Here is an 18,371-nt window from a genome sequence, read left to right as displayed (position 1 = left end):
ATGACTGATCTCGACCGCCGCACCATGCTGACGACTGGCGCCCTGGCACTGGCCGGCGCCGCCGCGCAATTCGCGCCGGCGCATGCAGAGACCGCGCCGAAGCCGATATTTGCGGTGCCGGCCGTGACGATCCCGATCGTCGGCGCGAGCGAGGTGTTCCAGGTCCGCCGCATCTACTGCATCGGCCGCAACTATGCGGCGCACGCGATCGAGCGCGGCTCGGATCCGACCCGCGAGCCGCCGTTCTTCTTCCAGAAGCCGACTGATGCGATCCAGAATGTCGCGATCGGCACGGTCGCCGATCACCCGTATCCGTCGCTGACCAAGAACTATCATCACGAGGTCGAACTGGTGGCGGCGCTGAAATCCGGCGGCACCAACATCCCGCCCGAGCAGGCGCTGGATCACGTCTATGGCTATGCGCTCGGCCTCGACATGACGCGGCGCGATCTGCAGAACGGCATGGCCGCGGAGAAGAAGCCGTGGGAGATCGGCAAGAGTTTTGACCACGCCGCAGTGCTCGGTCCGATCCACCCGGCTGACAAGACCGGCCATTTCACCAAGGGCGCGATCTCGCTCGCGGTGAACGGCACGGTGCGGCAGAGTTCGGACCTGAAGAACATGATCTGGAGCGTCGCCGAGCAGATCGCGAAGCTCTCCGAGGCGTTCGAGCTGAAGGCCGGCGACATCGTCTATTCCGGCACGCCGGAAAATGTCGGTCCGGTGGTGAAGGGCGACGTGCTGCTCTGCAAGCTCGAGGGCTTGCCCGATATGTCGATCAAGATCGTTTGAGGGGCAGGGCGCTACCCTGCAAGATCCGAATATTCCGGATGCTTGCTGAGGTAGTCCACCACGAAGCCGCAGCCGGCGATCACCTTGTGGCCGTCGGCGCGGATCAGTTCCAGCGCACCCTTGACCAGCTCTGACGCAATACCGCGGCCGCGCAGGGCGCGCGGTGTCTCGGTATGGGTGATGATCACGGCCGACGGTGTCAGCCGGTAATTGGCGAAGGCCATGCCGCCCTCGGTGTCGAGCTCGAAGCGGTTTTGATCGCTGTTGTCGCGGACGGCGCCCATCGCAAAATCCTGTTTGATTCCCATGCCTTGATGTAAGCGCGTGAACCGATCTGCGCAAATGCGCGACCAACCCGCAAATTGGCATTTGTGGATTGACGATATGCGCATTTTGGCCTGCCTGACTGCTGTATTGCTCGGCGCCGCCCTGACGTTGCCCAATCCACCAAAGGCTTCGGCGGCCGACGACGATCCGAATTGGCAGGCATGCATCGGCAAGAAGACCGCGGCTGTCGATCGCGTGACCGCCTGCAGTGCCGTGATCGACGGCAAGACCGAAACGGACAAGCGGCTCGCGGCGGCCTATTGCGGGCGCGGCTACGGTTTGACCGAAAGGCGCGAGTTCGACGCCGCGCTTACCGATCTCAACGAGTCGATCAGGCTCAATCCCGCCTACGCCTGCCCCTACAGCAATCGCGGCCGCGTCTATGCCTTCAAAGGCGATCTCGATCATGCGATCGCCGATTACGACGAGGCCATCCGCATCGATCCGACCTTCGCGACCGGCTACAATAATCGTGGTGACGCCTGGGCCGGCAAGGGCGATCTCGATCGCGCATTGGCCGATTTCAGCCTGGCCATCAAGTACGATCCGAAGCTCGCCAGCGCCTATGGCAATCGCGGCTTCGTCTATTTCCGCAAGCGCGACACGGCGCATGCGATCGCCGATTACACGACGGAAATTCAGCTCCAGGCCAATGTGCTCGCCTATATCAACCGCGGCAACGTCTACCGCGACATGAAGCAGCTCGACCGTGCCGCCGCCGATTACGGCGAGGCGGCCAGGATCGCGCCGACCGACGCGCGCGGCTGGCGCAACCGCGGCCTGATCCGGCTTTTCCAGGACGATGCCAAAGGCGGGGTCGCCGATTACGACAAGGCGTTGCAGTACGATCCGAACGACGCCTATTCCTGGAGCAACCGCGCCCTGGGCAAGATGCAGCTCGGCGACAAGCCAGGGGCGGTGGCCGATTTCCGCAAGGCGCTCGAACTGCGCCCGGATCTCAAGACCGCCCAGGAGGCGCTGGAACGCCTTGGCGCGACGCGATAGAGCCGTCCTGGCGTCATCGCGATCGAAGCGAAGCAGTCCATCCTTCCGTGTGTTCGGAGTAATGGATTGCTTCGTCGCTTCCGCTGCTCGCAATGACGGTGCCAGGCGAGAATAGCCCGGCCTCCGCGACGCTGCGCCGCACACATGGCGTGTGAGCCCTTGCAGGCCAATACGGTTGGATTAGGCTTGGCCCCGGAGATGCGCCGCCGTGGAGGAGGTTCGTCATGTCGGGCAATCGTCTGTTTGGCACACACCGCTCTTGGGAGGACTGGCTCGGCATGCTGCTCGGCGTGCTGATCATGGTCTCGCCCTGGTTTCCAATGCAGGTCAGCAACGCGATCGACCTCGAGCACAGCCATCTGGTGCTCAACAGCTTTGTGGTCGGCATGCTGGTGCTGGGGCTCGCCCAGCTCGAATATGTCGCGCTGCATCGCTGGGAGGAGGTGGCGAGCATCTTGCTCGGGCTGTGGCTGATCGCTTCGCCCTTCGTGCTCAGCTATTCCCAAGATCAGGCGCTGCAGCTCTGGCACATCGCGCTCGGCGCGCTCGTCGCTGTGATGGGCGCGCTGGCGCTCTGGCAGGACTGGAACCTGAGCGAGCAGGAGTTGGCCGAGCATTCGCACTAGTCTCGGCTGTACCGCTCGAACCTCGGTCGTATTCTTGTGGGCCTTGCAGGGGGCAGCGGCTTGGCGATAAACCGGATCACACGATCCCTTCGCGGCGCTTGAAGACGCCCGACTCTCGCCGAGGAAACAGCTGATGACCGTCCTGACCATGCCCAATGTGTTGCGCGTAGCGGCGGGGCGGCGATGAGCGGGACGACCGCGCCGCGCGGCGGGATCGCGCGGGTGTCGCGCCGGGTGATGAACCTCGCCTACATCCTGACCCAGAACGCCCGCCGTCACGCCGATCGCCCCGGCTTCATCTGGAACGAGAAGGCCTGGTCCTGGCGGCATATCGACCAGAACGTCTCGGCGCTGGCGGCGGCGCTTGCCGCGCGCGGCATCGTCAAGGGCGACCGCATCCTGGTGCATTCCAAGAACTGCGACGAGATGTTCTGGTCGATGTTCGCGGCGTTCCGGCTCGGTGCGGTCTGGGTGCCGACCAACTTCCGCCTGATGCCTGACGAGGTCGCTTATCTCGCCGCGGCTTCCGGCGCCAAGGCGTTCCTCTGCCATGGCGACTTCCCCGAGCACGCCAAGGCGGCCGCCAATCCGGCGCTCGAATTCACCTGGCGGATCGGCGAAGAGGGCACATTCGGTGAAGCGACGGTCGGCGATGTCATCGCCAAGCATGCCGGTGCGCAGGTCGAGAACGCGCCGGTCGACTACGATGATCCCTGCTGGTTCTTCTTCACTTCCGGCACGACGGGCCGCTCCAAGGCTGCGGTGCTGACTCATGGCCAGATGGCCTTTGTCATCACCAACCATCTCGCCGATCTGATGCCCGGCACCACCGAGCAGGATGCGTCGCTCGTGGTGGCACCCTTGTCGCACGGTGCCGGCGTGCATCAGCTGGTGCAGACCGCGCGCGGTGTGCCGACTATCCTGCTGCCATCGGAGAAGTTCGACATCGCCGAGGCGTTCCGGCTGATCGCCAGATACCGCGTCAGTAACCTGTTCACGGTGCCGACCATTCTGAAGATGATGGTCGAGCATCCCGCGGCCGACCAGCACGATCATTCCTCGCTGCGCTACATCATCTATGCGGGAGCGCCGATGTATCGCGAGGACCAGAAGGCGGCCCTGGCAAAGCTCGGCGGCGTGCTGGTGCAGTACTTCGGGCTCGGCGAGGTCACCGGCAACATCACCGTGCTGCCGCCCGCGCTGCACGACCCCGAGGACGGCCCGCATGCGCGGATCGGCACCTGCGGATTCGAGCGCACCGGCATGCAGGTCTCGATCCAGGGCGACGACGGACGCGAGCTGAAGCCGTTCGAGACCGGCGAGATCTGCGTGATCGGCCCCGGCGTGTTCGCGGGCTATTACGACAATCCCGAAGCCAACGCGAAGGCGTTCCGCGACGGCTGGTTTCGCACCGGCGATCTCGGCCATATCGACGACGAAGGCTTCGTCTACATCACCGGGCGCGCCTCCGACATGTACATCTCCGGCGGCTCCAACATCTATCCGCGCGAGATCGAGGAGAAGATCCTGACCCATCCGGCGGTCGGCGAGGTCGCCGTGCTCGGCGTGCCCGACCCGTTCTGGGGCGAGGTCGGCATCGCCGTTTGCGTTGCGCGCGAAGGCACGGATGCAGTGGGCGAGGCGGAGCTTGCGGCCTATCTCGCGCCGAAGGTGCCGCGCTACAAGATGCCGAAGCGCTTCTTCTTCTGGGAGGCGCTGCCGAAGTCCGGTTACGGCAAGGTGCCGAAGCGGCTGGTCCGCGACGAGCTCGAGGCGCGCGGGCTGCTCGAGGTGACAGCCAAATCGACGGGCGGTTGAGGCGATGCGCAGCATTGCCCAGCCCGGCGCTCCCAAGCCTGAGCGCATCCAATCGGTCGCGGCGCGCGGTCGCGCCTTCCCAATGACGCTCGAGGCCGGCATTCCCTTGCTCGAGTCCGTGCGGCGCGGTTTCGCGGCGGAAGGATTTGCGAGTGGCGTGCTGAGCGCGAAGGGCGGGGCGCTCGGCCCGTTCGCCTATGTGATGCCGGCGCTGTCCAAGGACGGCGCCAACGCGGCGTTCTACAGCGAGACCTTTCGTCCTGCCGGCGTGACCCGGCTCAAGCTTGCGGCGCTGACGTTTGGCGAGCGCGACGGCGCGCCGTTCTTTCATTGCCATGGGCTGTGGACCGAAGCGGACGGCCGCTTCAATGGCGGCCACATGCTGCCGGAGGAGACCATCGTCGCCGAGACGTTCGAGACCAGCGCGTTCGGCATCGAGGGTGCTGTGTTTCGCGGCGAGCCCGACAGTGAGACCAATTTCAAGCTGTTCGGCCCCGTCGCAACGGCGCCGACGGCGGCGAAGACCACGAGCCGCGCCTTTGCGTTGCGGCTGCGGCCGAACCAGGATTTTGCCGGCAGTCTGGAGGGTTTTTGCCGCCAGCACGGCATCCTGCGCGCCCGCCTGCATGGCGGCGTCGGCTCGACCATCGGCGCCGTCTTCAGCGACGGTCGCAGCGTGGTGCCGTTCGCGACCGAGCTTGCGGTCACCGCAGGCCACATCGCGCCCGATGCCAACCGGCGGCTGCGTGCCAGCCTCGACGTCGCACTGGTCGATTATCTCGGCGGCATCGCCGAGGGCCGGCTGGTGCGCGGCGACAACCCGGTGCTGATGACGATGGAGCTGGTGCTCGAGGTGCTGGAGGAAGCGGATCGACCGTGAGGGGCTCCACATATGTGGTGTCGTCCTCCGCGCATGCGGGGGAACCAGTATTCCAGAGGCAGGAGTGCTTGAGCCGAGAGGCCGCGGCGTACTGGGTCGCCCGATTAAATCGGGCGATGACAGTTGTGGGTGGGGATGTAGCTTCGCGTTCTCGCGACATGAGTTGTCCGAGCTTTGCTTGTCGTTCCGCCCTCTTGCTTTGTAGAGGGCGCAGGGAAAGCCGGGTGCCGATTGCACCCATGGGTCCCGTGCAACAAAAAGCACGGGAGTAGGACCACAGGTGTAACCGGAAACAACCCGGCTTTCCCTGCGCGATGGGTTACGGCTTATACGTGCTCGCCCCGGCGAGACTGGGCTTTTGTGTCACCGTCATCCCTGAGAAGCGCTAGCTTCTCAAAGGAATCAACACCTGCCACTAGGGCGTCAGGCCTGCACGACTTCACCGTCCGCCTCGCGTGCTGTCGTCACCGACACGCTCGGCGTCCACCGCATCTCACCACAACACTCCAGACGATGCGCAGCGCCCCTCGATCGGATGAGACGCCGACATTAGACAGCTGAGTTGGGGTCCGCGTCAAGAGAAAATTACGAAAAAACGAAGTCGCTTGCGCGGCTCTTTTCTTCGTCGTTCCGGGGCTCGCGTAGCGAGAGCCCGGAATCCATCGGGCCGCATCATGCGTGGCCCAATGGATTCCGGGCTCATGCTTCGCATGCCCCGGAATGACGAGTGGAGGGATCGTCGGGAGCACATTACCGCCGCTTCCGCACATGGATGTTGATGTCGAGGTGGACCGTGCTCACGCAGGTCTGTTCCGAACGATGCGAGCCGCCTTCGTGCCAGCGACCCTTGCGCAGGCTGATGTCGCTGACTTGTGCGAGTCGCAGGCAGCGCCATTGCGGCAGCTTGCCGGAGCTCTGGCCGGCGAACTGCCAGGCCAGCACGACCTCTTCGCCGCCCTTGCTAAGGCCGATGATGTGCGGGCAGAGCTCGCGCGGCCGGCCGTCGTAGCGGCAGACGACCTGCTGCTCGCTGAGAATCGCTTCGCGGAAAAGGCTATAGGCCTTGCTGGGCATGTTCTTGTTATGTTCTTGACACCGATCTGCCTATCTGCGATTGTATCGGCCGGTTGCGTCGAGTTCGGGGCAGGGTGAGTGGCAAGACGAAGTCGTGAGATCAACATGCCCGCGCCGTATCTTCGGCGCGTCTGGCCGGATCCGGTCCGCATCGCGAACCGCAACGTCTATCCTTCACGCTGCTGTGCCAGATCGCATGTCTCAAAACGGCTGCACCGGATGAACGCAATGGGCCATTGCCAGGTCACCACGGCCACGCATTCGCCGGTGCTGATGGCCTATCCCGACGCGGCCTTGCGGCTGACCAAAGGCGGGCTCGAACCTGTCGGTTTCAGGAATACCGATCACTACAGGCTGATGCGCCAGTTCTGCGACGACCCCGAGGGGATTGTTGAGGCGGCACTGACGGAGGCGGCGGCATAATGGCACGACGACGGAATCGCGAGATCAATCTTCCCGCGCCGTATCTCAAGCGGGTCTGGCTCGATCCGTCGCTCGTCGCGGATCACGAAGCTTATCCGTTTTGCCTCCCGATCTTTAGGGACGGCTTCGATCTCGGGTTCGAGTCCGCCATCACCATCATCGTCGGCGAAAACGGCGCCGGCAAATCGACCATCCTGGAGGGAATTGCCGCGGTTGCCGGCTTTGACAGCGGCGGTGGCGGGAAGGGACATGACTCGGTCGAGCAAGGCTTCGAAGTGACCGGCGCCGAGCTGGCCTCGGCCCTGCGCGCGGGCTGGCTGCCGAAAGTGCCTTACGGCTGGTTCTTCCGTGCCGAGACGTTTTTTTCGGTTGCGCGGTATCTCGACCGTTCCGCGGTGGCCGCACAACAAGACCTCGCCGGAGTGACCGGCGCGTCAGCTCATTTTGCACCGGACTATTTGTCCTTCTCTCATGGCGAGGGTTTCATTCAGTTCTTCCAGGAGCGCTGCGCGCGGCAGGGCATTTTCATCTTCGACGAGCCGGAATCGGCGCTGTCGCCGGCGCGCCAGATCGAATTTTTGAAGCTGCTGCGGCGGATGGATGAATCGGGCCATTGCCAGGTCATCATGGCAACCCACGCGCCGATGCTGATGGCCTATCCCAACGCAGCACTGCTGCGGCTGTCGAAATACGGGCTCGAGCCTGTCGACGTCGAGCAGACCGATCACTACCGCGTCATGCGCGAATTTTGCGCCGACCCCAGGGGATTTGTCGAGGCGGCGATCGAGGAGTGAGCGCGCGGGTGTGGCGCGATGTAATGCGGACGTCACATAGCGACGCAACCACGCTGCGCTGATCTGCCCTATGCGACAAATCGGACAGGCCGCGCGGGGCGTGGTAGAGCCGGGGATGAAAAGGTTCCTGATCATCGTCTTGCTCACCGTCTGCCCGGTCGCCGCGCAGACAGCTCAGCCGTCTCCCACGCCGCCGACGGATCGCGAGCGGGTCCAGGCCGATCGCGCCAAAGCTGCCGCCGATGAGAAGACCGCGCCGAGCGCCCGGCCGTGGGATCGGGATGCCAATGGCAAGCGGCCATGGGAGCGGGCGACGCCGGCGAAGTAGCCGGCTTGCACTTGTCCGCCGCGCGCGCTCCAAAGCATGCCTGAATTCGGGGAGGCTTGCCTCCCGGCGAACACGACGGCTGCCGTGACTGCACTCTGGTGCAAGATGCCGCTTCTCCATCCGGTCCAGAATGCCGAACCATAAGCTTCGGCACGCCGATGCGGCGCAGGCCGGGCAGATACCGGAGGAGACGGGATGGGAACGATCGCGAGGGCCGGCGCCGTGGTGGCGGCGTTGGCTGTGTTGGGAGCCGCCTGGGCGCACGGGCCGACCCGGCAGAAGGTACGGGAATCGATCGAGATCGACGCGCCGCAGGCGAAGGTGTGGGCGGCGATCGGCAATTTCCAGGACATGGGCTGGCTGGTCGGCGTCAGCAAGACCGAGGGCGACAAGGGCAACGAGATCGGTGCCATCAGGCGGCTGACGCTGGCTGATGGCGCGACCATCGACGAGGAGCTCTACAAATACGAGCCCGACATGCTGAGCTATTCGTACCGGATCACGGCCGTCGACGTGAAGGTGTTGCCGGTCACCAACTATTCCTCGACCTTGACGGTATCGCCGGCGCCGGACGGCAAGGCGAAGCTGGAACGGGCTGGTGCATTCTATCGCGGTTTTCCCAACAACGACCCGCCGCCCGAGCTGAACGACGAGGCCGCGAAGACGGCGGTGAGCGCGCTCTATCGTGCCGGGCTCGAAGGGCTGAAGAAGAAGATCGAGAGCGGCAGCTGACCTTGCGCGTCATCGCACTCGTGATGTTGCTCGCAGGACTTACGGCCGCGCGGGCCGAGGAGGCGTTCGTCACTAACCAGCTCAGTGACGATCTCACCATCGTCGATCTCGCGACGTTGAGGCCGGTCGCGACGATTGCGATCGGCGGCAAGCCGGCCGGCGTGGCCGTCACGTCGGATGGCCGCTTCGCCTATGTGACGAGCCCCGACGCCAAGGCGCTCACCGTGGTCGGCGCGAAAGGTCGTTGGCCGGATCGATGTCGGCGGCGGCCCGCTCGGCATTGCGGTCGCGCCCGACGGTGCCACCGTCTATGTCGCCGACTGGTATGCCGCCGTGGTGCGGGTGATCGATGCGAAGGCGCAGCAGGTCACAGCCAGCATCGCGGTCGGCGCATCGCCATCCGGGCTTGCCGTGACGCCGGACGGACGGCTGCTGCTCTCGGCGGATCGCGACGACGACAGCGTGTCGATCGTCGACACCGGCTCGCGCGAGCGCAGGGGCATCGTGAAGGTCGGCTCGCGCCCATTCGGCATCACGATCGACCCCGAAGGCAAGCGCGCCTACACCGCCAATGTCGGCTCCAACGACGTCTCCGTGATCGACATCGCCGGCGGCCGCGAGATCGGCCGCGTCCATGTCGGCCTGCGCCCCTACGCGGTGGCGCTGGCGCAAGGCCGCGGCTTCGTCACCGACCAGTATGACGGCAAAATCAGCGTGTTCGACCTCGCGAGCTTGCAGCCGGTGAAGCGGATCACCGTCGGGGATTATCCCGAAGGCATCGAGGCGACGGCGGATGGGCGGCGCGTGGTGGTCGCGAACTGGGACAGCAACACGCTCAGCATCATCGACGCCGCCGAGCTGAAGGTCGTCGGCGAAGTCGAGGTCGGCGACGGCCCGCGCGCGTTCGGGATGTTTCTCAGAAGAACTGAGTAGTCGTAGGCGCCTACTTCTCTGCGAACGCTCGCAATTTCAGGAAGAAATCCTTCAGGATCGCGTTGCGGTCGATGAACGTGACGTAGCGGATCGGATGACGCCTGCGGTCGATGCTCCAGGTCATCTGATCGGTCAGGACCGGCGACGGAACGATCACGCTCGGCGCCCACGCCGGGTTGAGCAGCCAGCCGACCGGCGCCATGTCCCAGATCTCCTTGGCCCAGCCGATATGATCCGACGCGTATTCCTTGAAGCGCATCGCGAGGAACGCTCCGATCGCGCCATGCGGTTCGACGTAACGCTCGATCTCCGGCACGGTCGAATGCAGCCTGGAGGTGACGCCGAGGCACGGCACCAGAACCAGCGGCACGCCGCTGTCGAGCAGCACCTGCGCGCCGCCGACATCCTGCCGAAGATTGAACTCTCTGTTGTCAGGCCACTCCAGCGCGTGGCCGCCGAGCCACACCACGACGACGCGATCGATGATGTCGGGCGCCCTCAGCAGCGCCGAGGCGACATTGCTGATCGCCGCGATGGCGATGACGTAGAGCGGATTGTCCGGCGATCCGGCTCGCGCCCGCGTGATCAAATCGTCGACCGCAGCCGCTTCGCGGGCCTGCTTGTGCGGCCCGACATAGTCGGTGACGCCGCGATGCACCAGGCCGTTGGGCGAAACTTCCAGCCGTTCGAGCAGGCGCAGGATCTCCTGATAGCTCAGCTCCATGCCGCGACCCGGACCGTCCGCACGCCTGTTGAAGAACGGCGCGGCATAGATCGCCTCGACATCGAAGCGATCCCGCGACAGCAGCATCTGGACGGTCGCGAATTGATCGTCGATCTCGTTGTAGGTGTCGGTGTCGAGCACGACGCGGACGCGGCCGGCGGGTGGGGTGAGGAGTTTCAGGCGGGTGGTTTCGGTGAGGGGCATCGCTTGCTTCCCGAACCAATCATGATGCCGAGATTGGAGCGTAGGGTGGGTTAGCCGAAGGCGTAACCCGCCAGCTTCGTCGCCGAGCGGCGGATTACGCTTCGCTAATCCGCCCTACGAGCTAACCCTCACTCCGCCGCCTCGCTCGCCGAGTTCTTCCGCGGCTTGCTGTTCGCCTTCTTCAGCACCGGCGCCAGGAACTTGCCCGTGTAGCTGCGCGGGGCCTTGACGATGTCCTCCGGCGGGCCCCAGGCGACGATTTCACCACCGCCGTCGCCGCCTTCGGGGCCGAGGTCGATGACCCAGTCGGCGGTCTTGATGACTTCGAGATTGTGCTCGATCACCACCACCGTGTTGCCCTGGGCGACCAGCTCGTGCAGCACTTCGAGCAGTTTTGCGACGTCGTGGAAGTGCAGGCCGGTGGTCGGCTCGTCGAGGATATAGAGCGTGCGGCCGGTGGCGCGCTTCGACAACTCTTTCGCCAGTTTGACGCGCTGGGCTTCGCCGCCCGACAAGGTCGTCGCTTGCTGGCCGACGTGGATGTAGTCCAACCCGACGCGGTGAAGGGTCTGGAACGTCTCGCGCACGCGCGGCACGGCCTTGAAGAATTCGGCGGCTTCCTCGACGGTCATGTCGAGCACGTCGGCGATGCTCTTGCCCTTGAACAGCACCTCCAGGGTCTCGCGGTTGTAGCGCTTGCCCTTGCAGGTATCGCAGGTGACGTAGACGTCGGGCAGGAAGTGCATCTCGATCTTGATGACGCCGTCGCCCTGGCAGGCCTCGCAGCGGCCACCCTTGACGTTGAAGGAGAAGCGCCCGGGCTCGTAGCCGCGCGCCTTCGCCTCGGGCAGGCCGGCGAACCATTCGCGGATCGGGGTGAAGGCGCCGGTATAGGTTGCGGGGTTCGAACGCGGGGTGCGTCCGATCGGCGACTGGTCGATGTCGATGATCTTGTCGATATGCTCGAGCCCCTCGATGCGGTCGTGCGGCGCGGCGCCCTCGCTGGCATTGTTGAGCTTGCGGGCGATCGCGCGGTACAGCGTGTCGATCAGCAAGGTCGACTTGCCGCCGCCGGAGACGCCGGTCACGCAGGTGAACAGGCCGAGCGGAATTTCCGCCGAGACGTTCTTCAGATTGTTGCCGCGGGCGTTGATGACCTTGATGGTGCGGCGATGGTTCGGCGGCCGCCGGTCGGGCACCGGCACCGAGAGCTCGCCGGTGAGATACTTGCCGGTCAGCGATTTCGGATTGCGCATGATCTGGTCGGGCGTGCCTTCGGCGACGATGTGGCCGCCATGCATGCCGGCGCCGGGGCCGATGTCGAGTACGTAATCGGCGAGGCGGATCGCGTCCTCGTCATGCTCGACCACGACCACGGTATTGCCGAGGTCGCGCAGCCGCTTCAGGGTGTCGAGCAGGCGGGCGTTGTCGCGCTGGTGCAGGCCGATCGAGGGCTCGTCCAGCACGTAGAGCACGCCTGTGAGTCCCGAGCCGATCTGCGACGCCAGGCGGATGCGCTGGCTCTCGCCGCCGGACAGCGTGCCGGAGGAGCGCGACAGCGTCAGGTAGTTCAGGCCGACGTCGAGCAGGAAGGTCAGCCGCTCGCGGATCTCCTTGAGGATGCGCGCGGCGATCTCGTTCTGCTGCGTGTTCAACGCATCCGGCACGGTCTCGAACCATTCGCCGGCGCGTTTCACCGAGAGCTCGGAGATCTCGCCGATATGCTTGCCGCCGATCTTGACGCAGAGCGCCTCGGGCTTCAGCCGGTAGCCATTGCAGCCGGCGCAGGGCACGTCCGAGAAATACTTGCCGAGCTCCTCGCGCGCCCACTCGCTTTCGGTCTCGCGGTAGCGGCGCTCGAGGTTGGTGATGACACCTTCGAACGGCTTCTTGGTGTCGTAGGAGCGGACGCCGTCCTCGTAGGAGAACTTGATCTCGTCGTCGCCGGAGCCGTGCAGCAGCGCCTGCTGCACCTTCTTCGGCAGGTCCTTCCACTTGGTGGTGAGGGTGAACTTGTAGTGCTTGCCGAGCGCGGTCAGGGTCTGGGTGTAATAGGGCGAGGACGATTTCGCCCAGGGCGCGATCGCGCCCTTGCCCAGGCTCAGCTCCTTGTCGGGGATGACGAGGTCCTCGTCGATATGCTGCTCGACGCCGAGGCCACCGCAGGCCGGGCAGGCGCCATAGGGGTTGTTGAAGGAAAAGAGTCTGGGCTCGACCTCGGGAATGGTGAAGCCGGAGACCGGGCAGGCGAATTTCTCCGAGAACAGGATGCGCTCGGGGCCGCTCTTGTCGTGGATCTTGGCGGTCTTCTTCTTGTCGTCTTTCTTCTCGTCCTGCGCGGCCGCCGCCGGCGCGTCGGCATATTCGATTACGGCGAGGCCTTCGGCGAGCTTCAGCGCGGTCTCGAAGCTCTCGGCCAGGCGCTGCGACAAATCGGGGCGGACCACGATGCGGTCGACCACGACGTCGATGTCGTGCGGGAATTTCTTGTCGAGCGTCGGCGCCTCCGCGAGCTCGTGGAAGGTGCCGTCGATCTTGACGCGCTGAAAGCCCTTCTTGAGATATTCGGCGAGTTCCTTCTTGTATTCGCCCTTGCGGCCGCGCACGACCGGCGCCAGCAGATAAAGGCGGGTGCCTTCGGGCAGCGCCAGCACGCGGTCGACCATCTGCGAGACGATCTGGCTCTCGATCGGCAGGCCGGTGGCCGGCGAATAGGGCACGCCGACGCGGGCCCAGAGCAGGCGCATGTAGTCGTAGATCTCGGTGACGGTGCCGACGGTTGAGCGCGGGTTCTTCGACGTGGTCTTCTGCTCGATCGAGATCGCCGGCGACAGGCCGTCGATCTGGTCGACATCGGGCTTCTGCATCATCTCCAGGAACTGGCGCGCATAGGCCGAGAGCGACTCGACGTAGCGGCGCTGGCCTTCCGCGTAGATGGTGTCGAAGGCGAGCGAGGACTTGCCCGAGCCGGACAGGCCGGTGAACACCACGAGCTTGTCGCGGGGAATCTCGACGTCGATGTTCTTCAGATTGTGTTCTCGCGCGCCGCGGATCGTGATGGCACGCGAGCTTGCTGCGTTCTGCTGGCGCTTCGCCTTGAGCACTTCATCCATGGCGGCAATTCCGGGCGCGTGACGTGTGCGCCTTTTTGGGCGCGCATCGCCGGTGCTGCCGGGACCTTGCGCCGATGCTGTGTGAGCCTTGGAACGTAGGAAGAACGGCGGGGAATTTCCAGTGCTGAGTTGGCACCATCAACGGATAGTTTGCCTGTTGGCAGCGGGTGTCAGCAGCAGGGGTTCCAGCAACGCAAAAAGGCCGGCGCGAGGCCGGCCTTTCCGAGTTGATGGGTTGCGTCGTCGATCAGTAGCGCGCGACGACGGGGCCACCGAAGTGATAGTTCACGCCGAACTGGACGGTGTGCAGGTTGAGGTCGCCGGAGGGCACGCCGAAATAGTTCTCGCTGCTCAGGCTGCGGTACAGGTACTCGCCCTTGATCGACCACTGTGGAGCGATGAAGGCCTCGATGCCCGCGCCGACGGTCCAGCCGGAGTGGAAGTTGCTCTGCGAGGCGGTCACGCCGAGGGCGGAGACGCTGATCTTGTTGTCGATCCAGGCGTAGCCGCCGGTGCCGTAGAACAGCACCTGGTCGACCGCAAAGCCGACGCGGCCGCGCACGGTACCGAGCGCGTCGGTCTTGCTCTTCACGGTCACGCCAAAGCCGGTGACCGAGGCGTCGACGTCGGCCCAGCCGCCGTCAGCTTCAAGACCGTACACGATGTTGCCGGCCTGCCAGTTGTAGCCGACGGTGCCGCCGGCGAAGCCGCCTTCCATCTTCGGGGTGCCGGAGTCCTCGGAGGCGTAGCCACCGAAGCCGCCGATGTAGAAGCCGGTCCAGTTGTAGACGGCGGCCACCGGGGGCGGCGCCTTGGTGTAGGGGCGGGCCGCCAGGTCGGCGGCCGATGCCGGTGCAAATGCGCTCAGAACAAGCAAGCCGGCAGATGCCAGCAGAAGAGTCCTCATTTTCAAAATTCCCAGTCCCAATCTTCTTGTGGTCCCTTCAAGCCTTTGAAGGGGCGCCGGCCGTGTTGCCAAGCGTTGCTCTGTGTCTACATGGTTGAATCCGCAAGTTGTGTATCCGCAAAACCACAACGCACGGAAAAGCTGCAATCTCCGGTACTCGACTGCCGTTTGGCGCGCCTTTCGCGCAACGAAAAGGCCGGCGCCAAGGCCGGCCTGTCGCGGGCTGCAATCAGCCCGTGCAATCAGTATTTCGCGACGACCGCGCCGCCCGAGTTGAAGTGATAGTTGAGGCCGAGCTTGACGGTGTGGAACGTGTCCTTCCACTCCGAGCGGTCGGTCACGCCGGCCGTGTACTGGATCGGCGCGCCCTTGCCGAGGTCGATGTAGCTGTATTCCGCCTTGGCCGACCAGTTCGGGGTGAACATGTATTCGAGGCCGGCGCCCGCGGTCCAACCCCATCTGATGTCGCTAGCACTGACCGAAGGTGGGACCAGGCCCGCGCTGTAGCGATGCTGGATGTCGCCGACGGCAGCGCCCGCCGCTGACGAACCACAGCGCCGGACCGTCGGCGTAGCCGAGCCGGCCCTTGATGTCGCCGAAGCTGCGCAGCGCGGTGTAGTAGGTGTCGAGCAGGTTGGGCGGTCCGACATTGATGATGTCGGAGCGGCCATTGATGCCGGACCAGTGGTAGTCGCCCTCGAGGCCGAATACGGCGGGACCGGTCTGCCAGTTGTAGCCGATCACGCCGCCGACGAAGCCGCCGCTGGTGGTGTAGCTGTGGCTGCCGATGAACGCCGCGTCGTTCGGTGCGCCGAGATAGGTTTCCCTGCTGGTGCCCCAGCCGCCGCCGCCCTGGGGCACCGAGATAGAACCCGTCCCAGGTCACAGCTGGCGTCACCACAGGCGGCGGTGCCTTGACGGGACGCGCGGCGGGGTCGGCCGCCGATGCCGGCGCAGCGCTCAGCGCGGCGAGGGCGGCTGCTGCAACACAAAGCTGTTTCATGGAGATCCATCCCGCTTTGATTCGATCGCTGCAGGCAGGCTACCATTCCAGGTTGCAGACCGCCGTGTCATGCCCGCAACGGACATAACATTTTGATTTTGCTATATATTTTACGATTTCTTAAGATTTAACCACTGCGATTCGCGGTGGATGGACCGGCAAACAAAAAGGCCGGCGCAAGGCCGGCCTCTTCGTCCGTCTGACATCCGATCGCGCGATCAGTACTTCGCGACGACCGGGCCACCCCATTTGTAGTTCACGCGAACCGTGACGAGATCGACGTCCTGGCGCTCGCGAACCGTGCTGAACAGCGCGCCGGCCGGTGTGACCAGATTGTAGGTCTGGTCCTGCATGAACAGATGGTCGTACTCGACACCCGCGGTCCAGTTCGGGGCGAAGCCGAACTCGACGCCGGCACCCACGGTGCCGCCCCAGCGCGTATCGCTGGCGCTGCCGGAGAGCGCGCCGGTCGGCGTGAAGAAGGTGTTGTAGCGGTTGTCGGTCACGGCCGCGCCGCCCTTGACGTACAGCAGCGTGTTGTTGATCGCCCAGCCGACCTGGCCGGTGAACAGGCCGAAAGCGTCGATCTTGGTCTGGTTGTTGAAGAAGCCCGGGAAGATCGCCGAGTTGTTGCTGCCCTTCAGGTCAGCCCAGTCGCCCTGCGCTTCGAGGCCGAACACCCAGGTGCCGGACTGCCAGCGGTAGCCGATCTGGCCACCGGCCACGCCGCCGGTCGCGTCATGGCAACCATCCGATCCAATGAACGTGCCGCCGGGGACCTGATCCCAGCAATTGTGGCTCGAGCCCCAGCCGCCGTTGGCGCCGATGTAGAAGCCGGTCCAGTCATAGATCGGGGCCATGACCGGGGGCGGTGCCTTGGTGTAGGGACGCGCTGCGAGATCAGCAGCGGCTGCCGGTGCAGCAAACGCAACCAACGCAACTGTCGCTAGCAGATATCGCTTCATGGTCAGTCTCCCAGCTCCCCGATCCGCTTGCGTCGTCCCCGAAGCGGCATCATCAGACGCGAGCGCCCGCGTCATTTGCAAGGACCATACTCTGATTCAACCTGAAGGGCCGTCTCTCAAATGCAACACTCGCAGAAGAAGTAACGTTAAAGCAAGGCGCTGTTTTATTTGAGATTTTTGAATCGTCGTTCGGGGTGGCTCGCGGCGTCTTGCCCGAAGCTGGCGCGGCACCATGGGTGTGCCGCTGCTACGGCAGGTTGCGGTGAACAAAACTGGAACATTCCCCGCCGCGATGCTATATGGGGATGATGCTATATGGGGATAACGGCGTGTGGATATCCGCGAGACCGTGGATAACGACCGGATCGTTGGGCGACAGCCGATGCGACGGCCCGGTGTCGGCGTATAGGGTCATCCGCGACGCCTGCAGTAAGTGGCGAAGGTTGAGAGTGGCGGCCGATGTCCGGCGGCCCGGTTTTTGAGCGGAGATGAAGCGATGGCAGGAAGCGTGAACAAGGTGATCCTGGTTGGAAACCTCGGCAAGGATCCGGAAATCCGGCGGACACAGGACGGCCGTCCGATCGCCAATCTCTCGATCGCCACCTCGGAGACCTGGCGCGACAAGGGCACCGGCGAGCGCAAGGAAAAGACCGAGTGGCATCGCGTCGTGATCTTCAACGAAGGCCTCTGCAAGGTCGCCGAGCAGTACCTGAAGAAGGGCGCCAAGGTGTACATCGAGGGCCAGCTGCAGACCCGTAAATGGACCGACCAGAGCGGCGTCGAGAAGTACTCGACCGAGGTCGTGCTGCAGGGCTTCAACTCCAACCTCACGATGCTCGACGGCCGCAGCGGCGGAGGCGGCAGCTTCTCCGACGATGGCGGCAGCGATTTCGGCTCGTCCGGTCCGGTCAGCTCTGCGCCGCGCCGCGCGGTTGCCGCCGGCAGCGGCGGTGGCCGCAACAGCGACATGGACGACGACATCCCGTTCTGAGCGGAGCGGGCCCTGCGTTTTTCTGACGCGACCTCGGGAGCCGTTCCGTGAAGGTCATTCTCCGGAACGGCGCCTTGATGCGCGGCGGTAAATTTCTCATGTGGACAAAGAGGATAACCAGGTAAGTCGCGGACATTGCTTGGCTTACTGAAGGCAGCGTTTGCGGCGCTTTCCGACTTTGACACAGGCCAATGTAAATGATATTTACATTCGCCGTGCCGGCAGACGATGTCCGGCCGCGACCTTGAGGGCTGCCGTCATGAGCCTCGCACCGCTATTGGACGCCGCGCCTGCGATCCCCCTCCATGCCTTTGCGGCGATGGCCGCCTTCGTGCTCGGCTCCATCCAACTCGCCGCGCCGAAGGGGACGCTGCCGCACCGGACGCTCGGCTGGATCTGGGTGATCCTGATGCTGGCCGTGGCGCTGAGCTCGTTCTGGATCCATCAGATCCGTCTGCTCGGCCCCTGGAGCCCGATCCATCTGCTGTCGATCTTCACGCTGGCGATGCTGGTGCTCGGCGTGACGGCCGCGCGGACGCACAATGTCCGCCGCCACAAGTTCACGATGATCAGCCTCTTTTTCGGCGCGCTGGTCATTGCCGGGTTGTTCACCTTCATGCCGGGGCGGATCATGCATGCGGTGGTGTTTGGGCAGTGAGAAGAGGCGAGCGGCGAGCAGCGAATAGAGCTCACTCTTTCGCTATTCGGCACGCGCACTTCGCAGCCTGAAGC

General features: G+C 64.6%; 17 protein-coding genes and 2 pseudogenes. 12 read left to right on the top strand and 7 right to left on the bottom strand.

Annotated elements, in window-relative coordinates; genetic code table 11:
- Complete coding sequence (locus IC762_RS19165; protein WP_195783823.1) at positions 1-792, top strand: fumarylacetoacetate hydrolase family protein; 792 nt, start codon at positions 1-3, stop codon at positions 790-792.
- Between the two features lie 11 nt (positions 793-803).
- On the opposite strand, the gene IC762_RS19160 is transcribed toward IC762_RS19165, so the two are convergent.
- A complete protein-coding gene (locus tag IC762_RS19160) occupies positions 804-1,076 on the bottom strand; it encodes a GNAT family N-acetyltransferase (RefSeq protein WP_195783822.1) in 273 nt (90 codons plus the stop codon).
- Positions 1,077-1,176: 100 nt separating this feature from the next.
- On the opposite strand from IC762_RS19160, the gene IC762_RS19155 reads away from it, so the two are divergent.
- From IC762_RS19155 to IC762_RS19140, 4 genes are all read left to right on the top strand, one after another.
- On the top strand, positions 1,177-2,124 hold the full coding sequence (locus tag IC762_RS19155; protein WP_195783821.1) for a tetratricopeptide repeat protein: 948 nt from the start codon (positions 1,177-1,179) through the stop codon (positions 2,122-2,124).
- A 224-nt stretch (positions 2,125-2,348) separates the two neighbouring features.
- Positions 2,349-2,750: an SPW repeat protein gene (locus tag IC762_RS19150; RefSeq protein ID WP_195783820.1), complete on the top strand. Its 402-nt coding sequence runs from the start codon at positions 2,349-2,351 to the stop codon at positions 2,748-2,750.
- A gap of 183 nt (positions 2,751-2,933) precedes the next feature.
- Positions 2,934-4,568, top strand: a complete 1,635-nt coding sequence (locus IC762_RS19145) for an acyl-CoA synthetase (protein WP_195783819.1) — start codon at positions 2,934-2,936, stop codon at positions 4,566-4,568.
- A gap of 4 nt (positions 4,569-4,572) precedes the next feature.
- Positions 4,573-5,448: a PCC domain-containing protein gene (locus IC762_RS19140; protein ID WP_195783818.1), complete on the top strand. Its 876-nt coding sequence runs from the start codon at positions 4,573-4,575 to the stop codon at positions 5,446-5,448.
- A 750-nt stretch (positions 5,449-6,198) separates the two neighbouring features.
- On the opposite strand, the gene IC762_RS19135 is transcribed toward IC762_RS19140, so the two are convergent.
- On the bottom strand, positions 6,199-6,522 hold the full coding sequence (locus IC762_RS19135) for a hypothetical protein (RefSeq protein ID WP_195783817.1): 324 nt from the start codon (positions 6,520-6,522) through the stop codon (positions 6,199-6,201).
- A gap of 105 nt (positions 6,523-6,627) precedes the next feature.
- Here IC762_RS19135 and IC762_RS19130 point away from each other — a divergent pair, with 105 nt between their 5' ends.
- From IC762_RS19130 to IC762_RS19110, 5 genes and pseudogenes are all read left to right on the top strand, one after another.
- A complete protein-coding gene (locus tag IC762_RS19130; RefSeq protein ID WP_246801090.1) occupies positions 6,628-6,945 on the top strand; it encodes a hypothetical protein in 318 nt (105 codons plus the stop codon).
- Positions 6,945-7,739 carry an AAA family ATPase gene (locus IC762_RS19125; RefSeq protein WP_195783816.1) on the top strand — a complete coding sequence of 265 codons (795 nt, stop codon included), beginning with the start codon at positions 6,945-6,947 and terminating at the stop codon, positions 7,737-7,739. The genes IC762_RS19130 and IC762_RS19125 overlap by 1 nt, the downstream gene beginning before the upstream one ends.
- Before the next feature lie 115 nt (positions 7,740-7,854).
- Positions 7,855-8,067 (top strand): hypothetical protein, encoded by a 213-nt coding sequence (locus IC762_RS19120; RefSeq protein WP_195783815.1) that lies wholly within the window; start codon positions 7,855-7,857, stop codon positions 8,065-8,067.
- 195 nt (positions 8,068-8,262) lie between these two features.
- Positions 8,263-8,799 carry an SRPBCC family protein gene (locus IC762_RS19115; RefSeq protein WP_195783814.1) on the top strand — a complete coding sequence of 179 codons (537 nt, stop codon included), beginning with the start codon at positions 8,263-8,265 and terminating at the stop codon, positions 8,797-8,799.
- A gap of 23 nt (positions 8,800-8,822) precedes the next feature.
- Positions 8,823-9,732, top strand: a pseudogene (locus tag IC762_RS19110) (YncE family protein).
- A gap of 10 nt (positions 9,733-9,742) precedes the next feature.
- Here the strand turns inward: IC762_RS19110 and IC762_RS19105 are convergent.
- The 5 genes and pseudogenes from IC762_RS19105 to IC762_RS19085 form a co-directional block, all read right to left on the bottom strand.
- On the bottom strand, positions 9,743-10,660 hold the full coding sequence (locus tag IC762_RS19105; RefSeq protein WP_195783813.1) for a nucleoside hydrolase: 918 nt from the start codon (positions 10,658-10,660) through the stop codon (positions 9,743-9,745).
- Between the two features lie 128 nt (positions 10,661-10,788).
- Positions 10,789-13,773, bottom strand: coding sequence for an excinuclease ABC subunit UvrA (uvrA, locus tag IC762_RS19100; protein WP_195783812.1), 2,985 nt, complete (start codon positions 13,771-13,773; stop codon positions 10,789-10,791).
- A gap of 247 nt (positions 13,774-14,020) precedes the next feature.
- The gene (locus IC762_RS19095; RefSeq protein WP_195783811.1) at positions 14,021-14,680 is read right to left on the bottom strand and encodes an outer membrane protein; all 660 of its coding nucleotides are present in this window, start codon (positions 14,678-14,680) and stop codon (positions 14,021-14,023) included.
- A gap of 242 nt (positions 14,681-14,922) precedes the next feature.
- A pseudogene (locus tag IC762_RS19090) lies at positions 14,923-15,683 on the bottom strand (outer membrane protein).
- 218 nt (positions 15,684-15,901) lie between these two features.
- Complete coding sequence (locus tag IC762_RS19085; RefSeq protein WP_195783810.1) at positions 15,902-16,648, bottom strand: outer membrane protein; 747 nt, start codon at positions 16,646-16,648, stop codon at positions 15,902-15,904.
- 496 nt (positions 16,649-17,144) lie between these two features.
- Here IC762_RS19085 and IC762_RS19080 point away from each other — a divergent pair, with 496 nt between their 5' ends.
- Positions 17,145-17,639, top strand: coding sequence for a single-stranded DNA-binding protein (locus IC762_RS19080; protein WP_195783809.1), 495 nt, complete (start codon positions 17,145-17,147; stop codon positions 17,637-17,639).
- Positions 17,640-17,898: 259 nt separating this feature from the next.
- Complete coding sequence (locus IC762_RS19075) at positions 17,899-18,297, top strand: DUF2306 domain-containing protein (RefSeq protein ID WP_195783808.1); 399 nt, start codon at positions 17,899-17,901, stop codon at positions 18,295-18,297.
- Positions 18,298-18,371: the final 74 nt, after the last annotated feature.

Source organism: Bradyrhizobium genosp. L, from assembly GCF_015624485.1.
GTDB lineage: Bacteria > Pseudomonadota > Alphaproteobacteria > Rhizobiales > Xanthobacteraceae > Bradyrhizobium.
This window is presented reverse-complemented; position numbering and strand designations above follow the sequence as displayed.

Bases quoted from the DNA above. Each gene is read 5' to 3' on its own strand.
- IC762_RS19140 (WP_195783818.1), top strand. From the start codon at position 4,573: ATGCGCAGCATTGCCCAGCCCGGCGCTCCCAAGCCTGAGCGCATCCAA.
- IC762_RS19120 (WP_195783815.1), top strand. From the start codon at position 7,855: ATGAAAAGGTTCCTGATCATCGTCTTGCTCACCGTCTGCCCGGTCGCC.
- IC762_RS19130 (WP_246801090.1), top strand. From the start codon at position 6,628: ATGCCCGCGCCGTATCTTCGGCGCGTCTGGCCGGATCCGGTCCGCATC.
- IC762_RS19105 (WP_195783813.1), bottom strand. From the start codon at position 10,660: ATGCCCCTCACCGAAACCACCCGCCTGAAACTCCTCACCCCACCCGCC.
- IC762_RS19115 (WP_195783814.1), top strand. From the start codon at position 8,263: ATGGGAACGATCGCGAGGGCCGGCGCCGTGGTGGCGGCGTTGGCTGTG.
- IC762_RS19075 (WP_195783808.1), top strand. From the start codon at position 17,899: ATGAGCCTCGCACCGCTATTGGACGCCGCGCCTGCGATCCCCCTCCAT.
- IC762_RS19095 (WP_195783811.1), bottom strand. From the start codon at position 14,680: ATGAGGACTCTTCTGCTGGCATCTGCCGGCTTGCTTGTTCTGAGCGCA.
- IC762_RS19150 (WP_195783820.1), top strand. From the start codon at position 2,349: ATGTCGGGCAATCGTCTGTTTGGCACACACCGCTCTTGGGAGGACTGG.
- IC762_RS19155 (WP_195783821.1), top strand. From the start codon at position 1,177: ATGCGCATTTTGGCCTGCCTGACTGCTGTATTGCTCGGCGCCGCCCTG.
- IC762_RS19125 (WP_195783816.1), top strand. From the start codon at position 6,945: ATGGCACGACGACGGAATCGCGAGATCAATCTTCCCGCGCCGTATCTC.
- IC762_RS19165 (WP_195783823.1), top strand. From the start codon at position 1: ATGACTGATCTCGACCGCCGCACCATGCTGACGACTGGCGCCCTGGCA.
- IC762_RS19160 (WP_195783822.1), bottom strand. From the start codon at position 1,076: ATGGGCGCCGTCCGCGACAACAGCGATCAAAACCGCTTCGAGCTCGAC.
- IC762_RS19080 (WP_195783809.1), top strand. From the start codon at position 17,145: ATGGCAGGAAGCGTGAACAAGGTGATCCTGGTTGGAAACCTCGGCAAG.
- IC762_RS19145 (WP_195783819.1), top strand. From the start codon at position 2,934: ATGAGCGGGACGACCGCGCCGCGCGGCGGGATCGCGCGGGTGTCGCGC.
- IC762_RS19135 (WP_195783817.1), bottom strand. From the start codon at position 6,522: ATGCCCAGCAAGGCCTATAGCCTTTTCCGCGAAGCGATTCTCAGCGAG.
- IC762_RS19085 (WP_195783810.1), bottom strand. From the start codon at position 16,648: ATGAAGCGATATCTGCTAGCGACAGTTGCGTTGGTTGCGTTTGCTGCA.
- uvrA (WP_195783812.1), bottom strand. From the start codon at position 13,773: ATGGATGAAGTGCTCAAGGCGAAGCGCCAGCAGAACGCAGCAAGCTCG.